10 protein-coding genes and 1 pseudogene are annotated in these 14573 nt (G+C 71.8%); 1 reads left to right on the top strand and 10 read right to left on the bottom strand.

Annotated elements, in window-relative coordinates; genetic code table 11:
• Positions 1–18 precede the first annotated feature (18 nt).
• Positions 19–1566 (top strand): alpha/beta hydrolase, encoded by a 1548-nt coding sequence (locus tag ACIBBH_RS08795; protein ID WP_399403384.1) that lies wholly within the window; start codon positions 19–21, stop codon positions 1564–1566.
• A 209-nt stretch (positions 1567–1775) separates the two neighbouring features.
• Here ACIBBH_RS08795 and ACIBBH_RS08790 read toward each other — a convergent pair whose 3' ends face one another.
• The 10 genes and pseudogenes from ACIBBH_RS08790 to ACIBBH_RS08745 all read right to left on the bottom strand — a co-directional run bounded on the left by ACIBBH_RS08790 (position 1776) and on the right by ACIBBH_RS08745 (position 14479).
• Complete coding sequence (locus ACIBBH_RS08790) at positions 1776–2540, bottom strand: FkbM family methyltransferase (RefSeq protein WP_399403382.1); 765 nt, start codon at positions 2538–2540, stop codon at positions 1776–1778.
• A 252-nt stretch (positions 2541–2792) separates the two neighbouring features.
• Entirely contained in the window at positions 2793–3971 is a 1179-nt protein-coding gene (moeZ, locus tag ACIBBH_RS08785; RefSeq protein WP_399403380.1) for an adenylyltransferase/sulfurtransferase MoeZ, read from the bottom strand.
• A gap of 63 nt (positions 3972–4034) precedes the next feature.
• Entirely contained in the window at positions 4035–4784 is a 750-nt protein-coding gene (locus ACIBBH_RS08780) for a spherulation-specific family 4 protein (RefSeq protein WP_399403378.1), read from the bottom strand.
• Positions 4772–5731, bottom strand: a complete 960-nt coding sequence (locus ACIBBH_RS08775; RefSeq protein ID WP_399403377.1) for an NAD-dependent epimerase/dehydratase family protein — start codon at positions 5729–5731, stop codon at positions 4772–4774. The genes ACIBBH_RS08780 and ACIBBH_RS08775 overlap by 13 nt, the downstream gene beginning before the upstream one ends.
• A 186-nt stretch (positions 5732–5917) precedes the next feature.
• A complete protein-coding gene (locus ACIBBH_RS08770; protein ID WP_399403375.1) occupies positions 5918–7318 on the bottom strand; it encodes a hypothetical protein in 1401 nt (466 codons plus the stop codon).
• Positions 7315–8970, bottom strand: coding sequence for a DUF3492 domain-containing protein (locus ACIBBH_RS08765; RefSeq protein WP_399403373.1), 1656 nt, complete (start codon positions 8968–8970; stop codon positions 7315–7317). The genes ACIBBH_RS08770 and ACIBBH_RS08765 overlap by 4 nt, the downstream gene beginning before the upstream one ends.
• A 191-nt stretch (positions 8971–9161) precedes the next feature.
• Positions 9162–10754: a dipeptide ABC transporter ATP-binding protein gene (locus ACIBBH_RS08760; protein WP_399403371.1), complete on the bottom strand. Its 1593-nt coding sequence runs from the start codon at positions 10752–10754 to the stop codon at positions 9162–9164.
• On the bottom strand, positions 10751–11749 hold the full coding sequence (locus tag ACIBBH_RS08755; RefSeq protein ID WP_399403369.1) for an ABC transporter permease: 999 nt from the start codon (positions 11747–11749) through the stop codon (positions 10751–10753). The genes ACIBBH_RS08760 and ACIBBH_RS08755 overlap by 4 nt, the downstream gene beginning before the upstream one ends.
• On the bottom strand, positions 11746–12738 hold the full coding sequence (locus ACIBBH_RS08750) for an ABC transporter permease (RefSeq protein WP_399403367.1): 993 nt from the start codon (positions 12736–12738) through the stop codon (positions 11746–11748). The genes ACIBBH_RS08755 and ACIBBH_RS08750 overlap by 4 nt, the downstream gene beginning before the upstream one ends.
• 23 nt (positions 12739–12761) lie before the next feature.
• A pseudogene (locus tag ACIBBH_RS08745) lies at positions 12762–14479 on the bottom strand (ABC transporter substrate-binding protein).
• Positions 14480–14573: the final 94 nt, after the last annotated feature.

The following is a 14573-nucleotide window of genomic DNA, read 5'->3' as shown; positions in this document are numbered from 1 at the left end:
ATGGGAAGGGGGGTGCGCATGTCGCGTTTCGTACGGTGGTCGGCCGCAGTCGCCGCCGCGGTGCTGGTATCCGGGTGCGGCGGCGGGTCGTCGGGCGGCGGCGGGGAGGAGGGGAAGGCGCGGTCCGATACGCCATCGGCGTCGCCGACCGGCACATCCGCCGCAGGTCTCCCCTCCGCACTCACGTCGCAGCGGCTCGACTGGGGTCACTGCAAGGCCACCGAGGACTCCCCGGCGCCTGGGGGTGACTGGCAGTGCGCGACGCTGAGGGTGCCGCTCGACTGGAGCAGGCCCGAGGGCGACACCATCGGCCTCGCGCTGATCCGGGCCAGGGCCGGCGGGGGCGACCGCATCGGCTCGCTGCTGTTCAACTTCGGCGGGCCGGGCGGCTCGGGCGTGTCGACGATGCCGGCCTTCGCGCCCACCATGTCCGCCCTGCACGAGCGGTACGACCTGGTGAGCTGGGACCCGCGCGGGGTCGCGGCCAGCGAGGGCATCCGCTGCCGCAGCGACAAGGACATCCAGACCGCCGAGGTGGTGGACGTCACCCCCGACACCCCGGCCGAGGAACAGACCTACTTCCAGGACGCCACCGACTTCGGCAACGGCTGCGAGCGGGCCGCCGGGAAACTGATGGCTCACGTCTCGACCACCGACACCGCCCGCGACATGGACCTGATCCGCCAGGTCCTCGGCGACGCGAAGACGCACTACTTCGGCTTCTCCTACGGCACCGAACTGGGCGGCGTCTACGCCCACTTGTTCCCCCAGCGCGTGGGACGGCTGGTCCTCGACGCGGTGGTCGACCCGAGCGCGGACTCGGTGGGCCACGCCGAGAACCAGGCGAGGGGCTTCCAGCGGGCCCTCGACGACTACCTGAAATCCCGGGGCCAGGACCCGAAGCAGGGGTCGCGGAAGATCGCGAACATGCTGAAGCGGATCGACGCGAGGCCGCTGTCCACGTCGTCCGGACGGAAACTGACGCAGACGCTGGCCATCACCGGCATCGTCCTGCCTCTGTACAGCGAGTCCCGTTGGCCGGAGCTGACCAGCGCCCTGGCGGCGGCGGAGCGGGGAGACGGGTCGGAGCTGCTGTCGCTCGCCGACGCGTACAACGACCGGGACTCCTCGGGGCACTACGGCACGACGACCCACGCGCAACGGGTCATATCGTGCTTGGACGACAAGGAGCGGCCCACGCTCCAGGATACGAAGAAGCTGCTGCCCGAGTTCGAGAAGATATCACCGGTCTTCGGGGACTTCCTGGGCTGGGACGCGGCCGGCTGGTGCCACGGCTGGCCGGTGGCCGGACAGTACGAGACGCCGGAGGTGAGCGCGCCGCGTGCGGCGCCGATCCTGCTGGTCGGCAACACCGGCGACCCGGCGACGCCGTACGAGGGCACCCGCAGGATGGCCGACGAGCTGGGCCGGGGCGTGGGCGTCGAGCTCACCTGGAAGGGCGAGGGGCACGTGGCGTACGGCCGCGGGAGCGACTGCGTCGACTCGACGGTGGACGCCTATCTGCTCAACGGGACCGTGCCGAAGGACGGCAAGGTCTGCTCATGACGACGGCGGGGGCTCCGGGTACCCGTGGTGCGCGAAGCCCCCGCCGAGAAGCGAGCAGAGCAGGGCGAGCCGGAGCTCGGTACACCGGCAATTCAGGTCGCACGGGACGAGATACTCGGACAGAGCCTTGATGCTCTCCCCCATGTCCAGCAGAACGGACGCGTGGAAGTGCCTCAGCGAGGGCCCTCTTGCCGTATTCGACGGCCCGTTCAGCGGATGCCGGCCCGCTTCGCGGCCTTCCACAGGGTCCGGCGGGTGACGTTCGAGAGCTGGTGCGCGGCCAGATGGACCGACGCCCCGGCCGTCGGGGACGTGCTGAACTCGTAGACGGGAGTCGCGTTGAACACGTGCCCGGTCGGGCCGTAGCCGAACGGCTTGAGCACGCGCTGGATATCGCGTAGCCGGGCGCGGTTCCACGCCTCGGTGTAAACCGTCGGACGGTCCGTGGAGAGAATCCGCGACGCGCCTTTGAGCACGCTGTCTTCCATGCCTTCGACGTCGATCTTGATCACCGCGACAGGGTCGTGGATCAGCTTGTCGAGCGTGGTCACGGCGAACGTCTCGTCGCGGGCGGTCGGTGCCCCCGCCGGGTCGAACCCGGTTTGGTGCTCGGGGGACAGGTGGTTGGTCGCGGTGCCTGGTTCACCGGACACACCGACGCGGTGCAGGGTGACCTGCTCGGCCAGTTGATTCGCCTCGATGACCCGCTCGATCTGGTCCGCGAACCGCGTCACGGGCTCGATCGCGTGCACGTGGGACGACGGGCACAGCATCGCGAACCACGCGGTGGCGGTGCCCATGTGCGCCCCGGCGTCGATGTAGACCCCGCGCCGCCCCGCCTGTCGGATGTGCTCCAGGAAGGGTTCCTCGTACCAGCCACCGGTCTGGAAATCCTTGTAGGTGTAGGGGACCTCGGTGGCGTTGGGAACGTCAGGAAAGTGGATCTTTCGGCCGTGCCGGTGGACGGTGATCAAGGGATTTCTCCAGGGTTCTCGGGTGAGGTGCCAGAACCAGGGAGACTACCGATTTGACCCTTGTCGAATGGCGCACGCCTCGCTGGCCAGGGCGTGAAAGCCGATCCAACACTCAATACGCCAATCACAGTTACGTGTGGCTGGTGTGCTTTTTGAACAGCCGACGCCGACCGACAATGACAGAAGCCCACGGCATCCGAACCGGTCGGAGCCGTGGGCTTCTTCTGTCTCGCTGGTCAGCCAGCGGGCTGATCAGTACACCGGCTTGTGCGGCTCGATCTGGTTGACCCAGCCGATCACACCGCCGCCGACGTGCACGGCGTCCGCGAATCCCGCGGACTTCAGCACGGCCAGGACCTCCGCGCTGCGGACACCCGTCTTGCAGTGCAGGACGATCTTCTTGTCCTGCGGGAGGCCCTCCAGGGCGGTGCCCATGAGGAACTCGTTCTTCGGGATCAGCCGGGCGCCCGGGATGGAGACGATCTCGTACTCGTTCGGCTCGCGGACGTCGATGATCTCGATATTCTCGCCGTCGTCGATCCACTCCTTGAGCTGCTTGGGAGTGATCGTGGAGCCGGCGGCCGCCTCCTGGGCCTCCTCGGACACGACGCCGCAGAAGGCCTCGTAGTCGATGAGCTCGGTGACGGTCGGGTTCTCGCCGCAGACCGCGCAGTTCGGGTCCTTGCGGACCTTGACCTGGCGGTACTGCATCTCCAGGGCGTCGTAGATCATCAGGCGGCCGACCAGCGGCTCGCCGATGCCCGCGAGGAGCTTGATGGCCTCGTTGACCTGGATGGACCCGATGGACGCGCACAGCACGCCCAGGACGCCGCCCTCGGCGCAGGAGGGGACCATGCCGGGGGGCGGGGGCTCCGGGTAGAGGCAGCGGTAGCAGGGGCCGTGCTCGGACCAGAAGACCGAGGCCTGGCCGTCGAAGCGGTAGATCGAACCCCACACGTACGGCTTGTTCAGCAGCACGCACGCGTCGTTGACCAGGTAGCGGGTCGCGAAGTTGTCCGTGCCGTCGACGATCAGGTCGTACTGGCTGAAGATGTCCATCACGTTGTCGGCCTCGAGCCGCTCCTCGTGAAGGATCACGTTCACGTACGGGTTGATGCCGAGGACCGATTCGCGCGCGGACGCGGCCTTGGAGCGGCCGATGTCGGACTGGCTGTGGATGATCTGGCGCTGCAGGTTCGACTCGTCGACCTCGTCGAACTCCACGATGCCGAGCGTGCCGACGCCCGCGGCGGCCAAGTACATCAGCGCCGGCGAGCCCAGGCCGCCGGCGCCCACACAGAGCACCTTGGCGTTCTTCAGCCGCTTCTGCCCGTCCATCCCGACGTCGGGGATGATCAGGTGGCGGGAGTACCTGCGGACCTCGTCTACGGTGAGCTCGGGGGCCGGCTCGACCAGGGGTGGCAGCGACACGGGGACTCCGTTGGTCGGTCAATCACTACAGTTGTTCTCCTCGTAACACTGCCATGGCCTTCTTCATTCCGAGACACCCGTTCCGACACGCGAGACGATTTCGTCCCAGTAGCCGGGCATGGACTCCCACGGGTCGATGCGGCCGCCCCGGTCGGTGCGGTCGGTGAACCAGATGGTCGCCGCGCCCTGCCAGCGGGCGATGCGCAGCGCCTCGTCGAGATGGCCGGCCGGCACGCCGTGCACGAAGTGGCAGAAGCGGTCGGGCGGGTAGTCGGCGGTCCACTCGGCGACCTGCGACCAGCGGTAGTCGCCCCAGGAGCCCGAGAAGGTCACCAGCTGGTCGGCGTTCTCGGCGTAGCCCGGATACGGGTGGGTGCCGTGGCCCAGGACGATATGGGCGTCGGCACGGATCGCCCGGAGCGTGGTGACCGTGCGGCGGACCCCGCCGAGCGCGGTGCGCTCGGCGGGGCAGCGGCCCAGCAGGAAGCCGTCGACCTGGTACCAGTCGAGGAAGCGGTGCGCGTCGGAGACCAACTCGCCGAAAGCGCGGACGCCGTACGCGGCGTCCAGGTGGCCGAGGACGCGGACACCCGCGTTGCGCAGCCGGCCGGCCGCCTGAAGGCAATGCGGGTCGGGACGGGTGCCAGGGCCCTGGGCGACGTTGAGGACGACCCAGTGCAGGGGCGCGCCCGGGCGGGTGAGTTCGGCCCACTCGGTCGGGGCGACGAGGGGGTGGGCGTAGCCCGGGACGCCGAAACCGGTGCGCAGGCGGGTGCACGCGGTGCCCGCCCTGGTGCTGGTCAGATACGGCATGCCGCCTCCATCCAGATGTCGGCGAGGGACTCCTCGAGGTTGATCCGGGGCCGCCAGCCGAGCCGGTCGCGGGCGGTGCGCACATCGGCCTGCTGCCAGCTGCCGCAGCCGTCCGGGTACGGGTAGGCGACCGGGGAGCCGTGGTCGGTGTCGGAGCGGGGGTGACCGATGGCGGCCCGCAGGGGTCCGGGCGGCCCGTCGAGCTCGTGCAGGGCGCCACCGTACCCGGCCACGCGGGCGAGGACGGTGGCGGCGTCCCGCAGACGCACGGCGCGGCCCGAGCCGATGTTGATCACTCCCTGTGCGGCGGACAGCGAGGCGGCGTGCACGGCGCGGGCGACGTCGCGTACGTCGACGAAGTCGCGCTGGACGCCGAGGCCGCCGAGCTTGAGCTCGCCGTCGCCGGACTGCATCGCGCGGCGCATCGCCTCGGCGAGGCGGCCGAGCGGGGAGCCGGCCGGGGTGCCGGGGCCGGCGGGCGAGAAGACACGGAGCACGACGGCGTCGAGGCCGGAGCCCAGGACCAGTTCGGTGGCCGCTAGCTTGCTGACGCCGTACGGGCCGCCGGGCCGGGGTACGGCGTCCTCGGCCGTGGAGGAGCCGGGCTGGCTCGGGCCGTACTCGGAGCCGCACCCGATCTGCACCAGACGGGCGCCGCAGCCGCTGCGGCGCAGGGCCTCGCAGACGGTGGCGACGGCGACGGTGTTGTGCCGGATGAGCTCACGGGCGCCGCCGCGGGTGGCACCCGCGCAGTTGATGACGACGCCCGGGTGGACCGCGTCGAGGAAGCGGGTGAGGGCGCCGGGGCTGCCCGTCGCCAGGTCGAAGCGGACGTCGGCGTCGTCGCCGCGGCCGAGTGCGGTGAGCTGGACGGCCGGGTCGGCGAGCAGGCGGTCGGCGACGAAGCGGCCGAGGTAGCCGTTGGCTCCGATCAGCAGGACTCTCATCGGACGGCTCCCGGGGTGGGTGCTCCGGCTGTTCCGGTGGCTCCGGAGGCTCCGGGTCGGGAGGTGGTCATCTGGGGTTCTCCTTCAGGGGGTGGTGCGGTTGCCTCCGGCGGTGGGCCGGGCGCCTGCGGCTGGGTGATGTCGCGGGGGTGGCCCGAGTGGTGTCGGGAACTGGTCGTGGGGCCGTCACACGTGGCCTCCACTCCGGTCTTTCGTCCCGTCATCCGGCGGCGCGTGGGCCGAGGCCCGGGTCAGGGTGCGGCTCGCGTGGACCAGGAGGGCCAGGGCCGCGGTCGCGCAGGCGAGGGTGGGGACGCTGCCCGCGCCCCAGGTGTCCACGAGCGACTCCACAGGGGTCGCCAGGAAGGCGCACCCGGGCAGGCGGCCCGAGAGGACCAGCGCCGGGGCCGCCGCCTCGGTCGCGGACGCGGCGGCCAGGACGAGGGCCGGCGCGTGACGGTGGTGGTGGACGGTGAGGAGGCGGGCGAGCAGCAGCAGGGCGCCCAGGGTGAGGGCCTGGGGGTAGGCGGCGGGCTCGTGCAGGGCCGCGCCACACAGGGCGAGCAGGCCCGTGAGGGCGCCGAGGAACAGGGCGAACGTGCCGAGCAGCACCGGTCGCGCGGCGGCGGCGAACTCCTCCAGGCCGCGGCTGGCCGCGAGTCTGCGGCGAGCCTGAACGGTGAACAGGTGGGCGCACCAGGCCGCCGGGGCGCAGGACAGGACGAGGGCCAGGACGGGTGCGGTGGACAGGGGCCACGGGCCGTCCGGCGTGCCGGTCGGCAGGCCGTCGGGGCCGCCGTCCAGAGTGGCGCTGAGCAGGCCGTCGCCGAGCAGGGCGTAGACGAGCAGCCAGGTGGTCCACGCGCGCGTGCGGGTCGCGGTGCGCCACGCGCGCGTGGCGGCCAGTGTGCTCAGCGGGCCCCGGCGCAGTGCCGCGCGCACGGCGAGGGCCACGGCGAGCAGGCCGGCGGCGGCGACCAGCTGGCGCGGCCGGCCATGGGTGAGGTGCAGGCCGGTGACGACGGCCGCGCCGAGGGCACCGGGCAGGAGAGTGAGCAGGACCCAGTCGGGACGGGCCCGTGGAGAGGCGGTGGCGTCGGTGGACGGGAGGGGGGCGCCGTCGCGGGGCACGCGCGCGAACATCTCCTCGGCGAGCGAAAAGACGTCGCGGTGACGGAAGCGCACGGCGGTCCGGTCGGTGACGCCGTGTGCCTCCAGGCCCGCCGCGATCTCCAACGGGTCCACGGCCCGCTCGCACAGCTCGCGGTGACGGTGCATCAGCGCCTTCACCGGGTCGGTGACGCCCCGGCGTGCGGCGGACATGGTGGAGCTGCCTGCCTCTCCTCCGGCTCCACCGACCACGCCGACTGCGCCGGGACCGGCCTGACGCCGGGCGAGGGCATCGGCCGCAGGGCCCTCGGCGGTTCCCGGCTCCCGCCGCGCCTCCGCATCCGGTAACCCCGGATCCGCAACCGTCGCCGCCGGCGCCGTCCCGCCCGTCACCTCCTCCCCCGCCGGCGGTTCCTCCGACCAGGCGTCCCGCGCGCCGGGGCTGTCAGGGGTCCCGGGGCGGTTCGGATCGCTCATCGCGCCGCCTCCGTCGCCGTCAGCCCGGTGGCCCGCACCGGTGCACCGGCCGCCCAGCCGGGGCCGTGGCCGGGAAGGTGGACCTCGGCCGGGACGGCGAACGGGAGGGGCTCGCCGGTCTCGCCGAGGACGACGCGCCGCACGGGGCAGTGCGAGACGATCTCCAGGTAAATGCCGTGAAATGCCGCGACGTTCTGCTCGACGGTGAACAGTTCGAGCGCGCGGGCACGGGCGGCGGCACCAAGGCGCGCACGGCGCTCGGGGTCACGCAGCAGTGCCACGCACGCCTCGGCGAGCGCCCGCGGATTGCGCGGGGGCACGACCAGTCCGGTGCCGCCGACGGCCTCCACCACCGCGCCGACGTCCGTGGACACCGTGGCGCGCCCGCAGAACATGGCCTCGACCAGGCTGATCGGGAAGCCCTCGACGACGCTGGACAGGACGACGACGGCGCCGGCCGCATAGGCGTCGGCGAGGGTCGGGGCCTCCGGGCCGCCGATCTCCTCGAACGAGACCGGGTTCTCGCCGACCGCGTGCGCGCCCTCCGCCTCGTCCGGGAAGAGCTGCGCGGCCAGCACCTTGCAATGACCCAGGTACGCCTGCCCCTCGGGTCCGTTCGCCGCCCCCACGATGCGCAGCCGTGCCTTGGGCTGGTCCCTGCGCACCTCGGCGAAGGCGTGCAGCAGCGAGATGAGGTCCTTGGCGGGCTCCACCCGGCCGACCCACACCAGTGTGTCCGGGTCGGCGCGGTCCGGGGACTCGCCGACCTCCGCGAAGCGGGACGCCTCCATGCCCGGGTGGACGGTGCGGATCCTGGCGCGGTCCGCGCCGCAGCGCTCCTGCCAGCGGCGGGCGTGCGCGTTGCCGGGTGTGATGATCGCGGCCCGCCGGTAGACCTCGGCGGCGAGCAGGCCGTGGAAGGCGGCGAGCAGGGCCCGTACCGCCGGGGCCGCCGTGCCGGGGCCGGCGGCCAGGTAGTGGGAGCGCAGTTGTACGCCGTACTCGGTGACCAGCAGCGGCACCCCGCAGAACTGGCCGGCGAGGAGTCCGGCCAGGGCCGCCGGGCCGCCGGTCGTCGCGTGGCAGAGGTCGGCCGAGCCGAGGCCGTCGTCCTCGTACCAGTCGAGGGAGAGGGGGCGCAGGGCGCGTTCGAGGTGTGCGGCGACGGTGAGCAGTTCGGGGACGCGGGCCTCGCGCGCCGCGCGCAGGGCGCCGGGCGCGCGACAGGCGCGCTCCAGTGCGCGGACGGCGGCTTCCGAGCGCAGCGCGCCGGGCAGTCCGCCCTCGTCGCGGGCGAGTTCCGCGAGTCCGTACAGCGCACTGCCGAAACGGTCCGCCAGGGCATCGGACGCAGCGTCCGACCCGGCACAGACCGCCCCGGCGAGTTCGCCGTAGCACTCGGCGAAGCGCCGGCGCGCGCGCCTGCCATACACGACCCCGTCGTCCTCGGCGGTCCACAGCGGCGCCGTACGCACCCGGCTGACCTGCGGTGGAAGCGGGATCCAGCCCTCGTCCTCCTGCCGCCGACTGCGGCTGAGCGCGTAGATGTCGAACTCGTGCTGCCCGAGCCCGCGCACGAGCCGGTCGCACCAGAGTCCGGCGTCACCGCTCACATACGGGTAGCCACCCTCCGTCAGCAGTCCGATGCGCACGTGTGCACCCCCGATCTCCCGTCTGGGGAGCCGCCGTTCGTCCGGGCGGCTCGCAGCGGGACGAACGTATGCGGACAAGCCGGTGGCGCGACGGACGGTTGTCCGTCGCGCCACCAAAAGGGGTGAACGGTCGTAACTTTCCCGTGCGGACCGCGTTCCGTCGCGCTAGGAGATCACGTGGACGCGTACGGTCACACGGCGGCCAGTTCCCGGCGGGCGGCCCGCCGCCGGGCCGCGACCTCCGGGTCGAGGGCAGGTACGGCGGCAAGCAGCTGCCTGGTGTACGGGTCCCGCGGGTTGTCGTACACCTCGTCGGCGGGCCCGCACTCGACGACCCGCCCGCGGCGCATCACCGCGACCCGGTCGCTGACCTGTCGTACCACGGCGAGGTCGTGGGCGACGAAGACCAGCGCGAGTCCGAGTTCGTGCTGCAACTCGCCGAGCAGGGCGACCACCTGGGCCTGGGTGGTGACGTCGAGGGCGGAGACGGGCTCGTCACAGACGATGACGCGCGGGCCGGCCGCGAGCGCCCGCGCGATGCCCACGCGCTGGCGCTGTCCGCCGCTGAACTCGTGCGGGTAGCGGTCATGGTGCGTCCCTTCGAGCCCCACGCGCTCCAGCAGTTCCGTCACGCGCCCCCGGATGCGCTCCTCGTCCCTCTCTCCCCGCGCGCGGAGCGGGTCGGCGATGGACTCGCCCACGCTGCGGCGGGGGTTGAGGGAGGAGACGGGGTCCTGGAAGACCATCTGCACGGCCGGGTTCACGCCGGTGTGCGCGCGGCCGTCGTAGCGGACCTCCCCGGCCGTCGGCTCCAGCAGACCGACCAGCATGCGCCCCAGGGTGGTCTTGCCGCTGCCGCTCTCGCCGACGACGCCGAGGGTCTCGCCCCGGCGGACGGTCAGCGACACGTCGTCGACGGCCGCGAACGCCCGCTTGCCGCGGCCGAACTCGCGACGGAGGCCGGTCGCCTCCAGCACGACCTCCTCGGTCGCCTCGGAGGCGGTGCGCGGCGCGTCCACGCGCGGGACCGCGCTGAGCAGTTCCCGGGTGTACGGCTCGGCGGGCGCCCCCAGGACCGCGGTGACCGGCCCGTGCTCGACCGCTCTGCCGTGCCGCATGACCAGCACCTCGTCGACGCTCTCGGCGGCGACGCCGACATCGTGGGTGACGAGCAGCAGGCCCATGCCGGTCTCCTCGCGCAGGGTGTGCAGCAGGTCGAGGATCTGGGCCTGCACGGTCACGTCCAGGGCGGTGGTCGGCTCGTCGGCGATGAGCAGCTCCGGCTCGCAGGCCAGTGCCATGGCGATCAGGGCGCGCTGGCGCATGCCGCCGCTGAACTCGTGCGGGCGCGAACGGGACCGGCGTACCGGGTCCGGGATTCCAACCCGGTCGAGGACCTCGACGGCACGCGCGCGTGCCGCCCGTCGCGACGCGCGCGTGTGCACGCGGTGGACCTCGGCGATCTGGTCGCCGATCGCGAAGTACGGGTCGAGCGAGGACAGCGGGTCCTGGAAGACCATGGCGGCCTTCGCCCCGCGAAGCCGCCGCAGTTCCTCGTGGGAGGCTCCCCGTACGTCGGTGCCGGCGACGTGGACCGAGCCGCCGACCCGGGCTCCCGTGCCCCGGTGCAGGCCCAGCAGGGCGCCGGCGGCCGTGGACTTGCCGGAGCCGGACTCCCCGACCAGGGCGAGGGCGGCGCCCGGCTCCAGGCGGAAGGACAGCCCGTCCACGGCCCGCAGGGACCCGAACTCCACGGTCAGGTCCGTGACTTCCACCAGGCTCATGCGAGCACCACCCGTCGGTCGGCCACCGCGTACAGCACGTCCGCGACGGCGTTGGCGAGGACCACGAAGAAGCCGATGACCAGGACCATGCCGACGACCACCGGCAGGTCGACGACGTCCACCGCGTGCACCAGCTCCTGGCCGACGCCGGGAAGGCCGAAGAGGGTCTCGGTGAGGACCGCGCCGCCGACGGCCGAGCCGACGTTGTTGGCGTTCAGCGCGATGACGGGCGCCAGCGCGCCGCGCAGCGCGTGCCGCCCGGTGATCGACCGCTCCCCCACGCCGTACGCCCGGAAGGTGCGGATGTGGTCCTCGGCGAGTGTCTCCAGCATCGCCGCCCTGGTGAGGCGGGCGAACGCGGCCGACTCGACCAGCGCGAGCGAGAGCCACGGCAGCAGCAGGTTCCACGCCCACTGCTCGGGGTCGTCGGTGAACTTCACGTATTGCGGGAAGGGCAGCAGCTGGAGCTCGCCGCAGATGACGATCATCAGGACCAGGCCGATGACGAAGACGGGGGTGGCCGTGCCCGCGAGCGTGACGGCGGTCAGGATCCGCTCGGAAATCCGGCCGCGCCGCCAGGCGGACAGCACACCGGTGCCGACGCCGAGCACCAGCCACACCACCATCGCGCCGACCACCAGCGACAGGCTGACGGGCAGTTTGGCCAGGATGATGTCCGTGACCTGCTGGTCGCTCTGGTAGGAGAGCCCGAGGCAGGGCGCCGGGCAGTGCGCGACCGACGTGCCCGTGGAGTAGTCCTGGCCGACGAGGAGGCCCTGGAGGAAGTGCCAGTACCGCACGTACAGCGGGTCGTCGAGCCTGAGTTGCCGGGCGACCTGGTGCACCTGCTCCGGCGAGCAGCGCGGGCCGCAGGTGATCTGGGCGACGTTGCCGGGGGTGGCGTAGAAGACCACGTAGATGATCACCGAGATGGCGAGCAGGGTGACCAGGGCGCCGACGGCGCGGCGCAGGACGAATCCACCGAAGCCGTTCATGCCTTCTCCTCCCGCTTCCGGCCGGTGCCGGCCCGCAGCCGCGAGGCCGCGCGCGGGTCGAGGGCCGTGCGCACTCCGTCGCCGAGCACGGTCAGGGCGAGCACGGTGACGAACAGCGCGCCAGCGGGCAGCAGCAGGTACTGCGGCGCCGCCTGGTACCAGACGTCGGCGGCGGTGAGCATCTGTCCCCACGACGGTGTGGGCGGCTTCACGCCCACACCGAGGAAGGACAGCGCGGCCTCGGTCGAGATGTTGATGGGCACGAGCAGGGCCGCGTACGTGATGACGGGCGCGGCAAGGCCGGGCAGCAGCTCGCGGCGGGCGATGCGCCAGGTGTTCCAGCCGCTCAGCCGGGCGGCGGAGACGTAGTCGAGCCCCTTCAGCGTGAGCGTCTGGGCGCGCGCGATCTTCCCGATGTTGCCCCAGGCGATGAGGCCGATGACCAGCGTGACCAGGACGGGCCGCGGGAAGCTCGACGGGACGATCGCGAGCAGTGCCAGCGACATGACCATCAGTGGCATGGCGATGATGATGTCGGTGACCCGACTCAACAGTTGATCAACCCATCGGTTGCCCAGCGCGGACGCGACACCGATCGTGACGCCGAGGACGACCTGCACCACCGTCGCCGCCAGCGCGACACCGAGGGAGACCCGCCCCCCGTACACCAGCCGCGCGAACAGGTCGCGCCCGGTCTGCGGTTCGACTCCGAGCCAGTGGTCGGCGCCGATGCCGCCGAACGACCCGACGGGCACGCCCCCGCGCGCCGAGTCGATGAGGGAAGGATGGTACGTGGTGGGGTCCTGGCCCTCGAGGGCGGTGAGCAGCGGCGCGGCGAGCGCGACCAGGAGGAGCAGCGCGACGACGGCCGCGGCGACGAGGGCGGCGCGCTGCTCGCGCAGCCGCCGCCAGAACGGACGGGCCCCCGAGACCGCCGGGACGGAGGTGTCCGTCCCGGCGGTCTCAGAGGCCAACAGGGCCTCACTCATGATGTCTTGACCAGACCTGTTGATTACTTGACCGCGACCTGGGAGATGTCCAGGACGCCGGTCCAGTCGCTGATCACGACGTTCTTGACGTCCTTGCCGTACAGGCGCTTGTAGACGGGGTGGAACAGCGGCACGACCAGGGCCTGCTCGCCGATCTTCTTGTCCAGCGCGCCCCACCGCTTGCGGCAGCGTCAAGATCCGTCAACTTGTTGATCGCGTCAATCTCGGCATTGGCGGACTTGTCGTTCAGCAGGCCGGTGTTGAAGTTCGCACCGGCCTTGACGATCTGCCGGCCGTCGAAGATCGGGGCGAGGAAGGGGCCGCCGGAGGGCCAGTCGGCACCCCAGTGGGCGAGGAAGAACCCCGGCTCGCTCTTCACGTTGTGGATCTTGTCCCGGTAGTCGTTGTCCTCCAGGCCCTGCAGCCTGACCGTGATGCCGGCCTTCTTGAGCGCGTCCTGGATCGCGGTCGCGATCTCCGGGCTGGTCTCGAAGTCCTTGCTGTTGGAGTGCGTGAGCGTAATCGTGAGCCCGTTCTTGTACCCGGCCTCCTTCAGCAGCTCCTTGGCTTTGGCCGCGTTGCCGGTCTCGCCGGCCGGGAAGAGGTCGTACGGCGTGTAGCCGAAGGACTTCTGGTCCGGCAGGAACGTGGTCGCGGGCTCGGCCAGCGCCGAACCGCCCGCCGCGTTGATGACGGACGACCGGTCGATGGCGTACGAGATCGCCTCGCGCACCTTGGCGTTGTCGAACGGCTTGACCGCCGGGTTGAACGCGATGTAGTTCGTGTAGCCGAAGCGGCCGGTGCCCACACGCGTGGCCAGCTCCTTGTCGCCGCTGACCTTGGCGAGTTCGGCCGGGCCGAGGTTGGTGTCGGTGGTGACCGCGGCGGCGTCCGCACCCTGGGACGCGGACAGCCGCTGGTTGATCACGGAGGAGTCCAGCCCGGACCGTACGTCGACGGTGTCCGGGTAGGCCTTGCGCTCGGCGTCCGTGGCGGCCGACCAGTACGTGTTGCGCTCGAGGACGAGGTGCTCGCCGTCGTTCTCGTTCTTGACGACCTTGTACGGCCCCGAGGAGACCGGGTGTTCCTCGTACTTGGTGCCCGTGTCCTTGCTCTTGGGGACGGGCGTGAACTGCGTCTGCGTGGCCAGGTAGGGGAATTCGCCCTCCGGCTTGTTCAGGTGGAAGACGATCGTCCGGCTGTCCGGCGTCCCGATCGCCGTCAGGCCCTTCTTGTCCTTGTACGGCCCCTGGTAGTCCGCGGCGCCGACCAGCCAGTCCCTCAGATAGGGCGCCCCGCCGGAGAGTTCGGGGGCGAAGGAGCGCTCGATGCCGTACTTGATGTCGGCCGAGGTGATCGGGGTGCCGTCCTCGTACTTGAGGCCCTTCTTCAGGGTGTACGTCCACACGGTCGCGTCCTTGTTGGGGCGCCCGGTGTCGGTGGCCAGGTCGGGAACGACCTTGGCGCCTGCCACGCCGTTCTCGCGGTTGCGGGTGGTGAGCGTACGGAAGACGAGGGACGGGACGTTGCCGCCGCCGGAGGTGTACAGGCGGGCGGGGTCGAAGTCCGTCTGCGCCTCGGAGTTCAGGACCGTGAGGGTGCCGCCCTTGTGCGGCGCGGAGTCGCCACCGGAGCCCTCGGCATCGTTGTCCTTCGGCCCGCAGGCGGCGGCGCCCGCTGCCACGAAGAGGCTGACGGATGCCGCGGCCACGCGGCGCGCTCTGACGGACGATTGACGCATCGGAATGACGACCTCTCGGATGGTGAGACAAGTGGACGAGGAGTGAGACGAAAATGCACAGACGTCTGCCCCGGCGCCGGGTCGTCGGAAAAGC

Source organism: Streptomyces sp. NPDC051636, assembly GCF_044453765.1.
Lineage (GTDB): Bacteria > Actinomycetota > Actinomycetes > Streptomycetales > Streptomycetaceae > Streptomyces.
The sequence above is the reverse complement of the archived record's forward strand: the minus strand, read 5'-3'. Positions and strand labels throughout refer to the sequence as shown.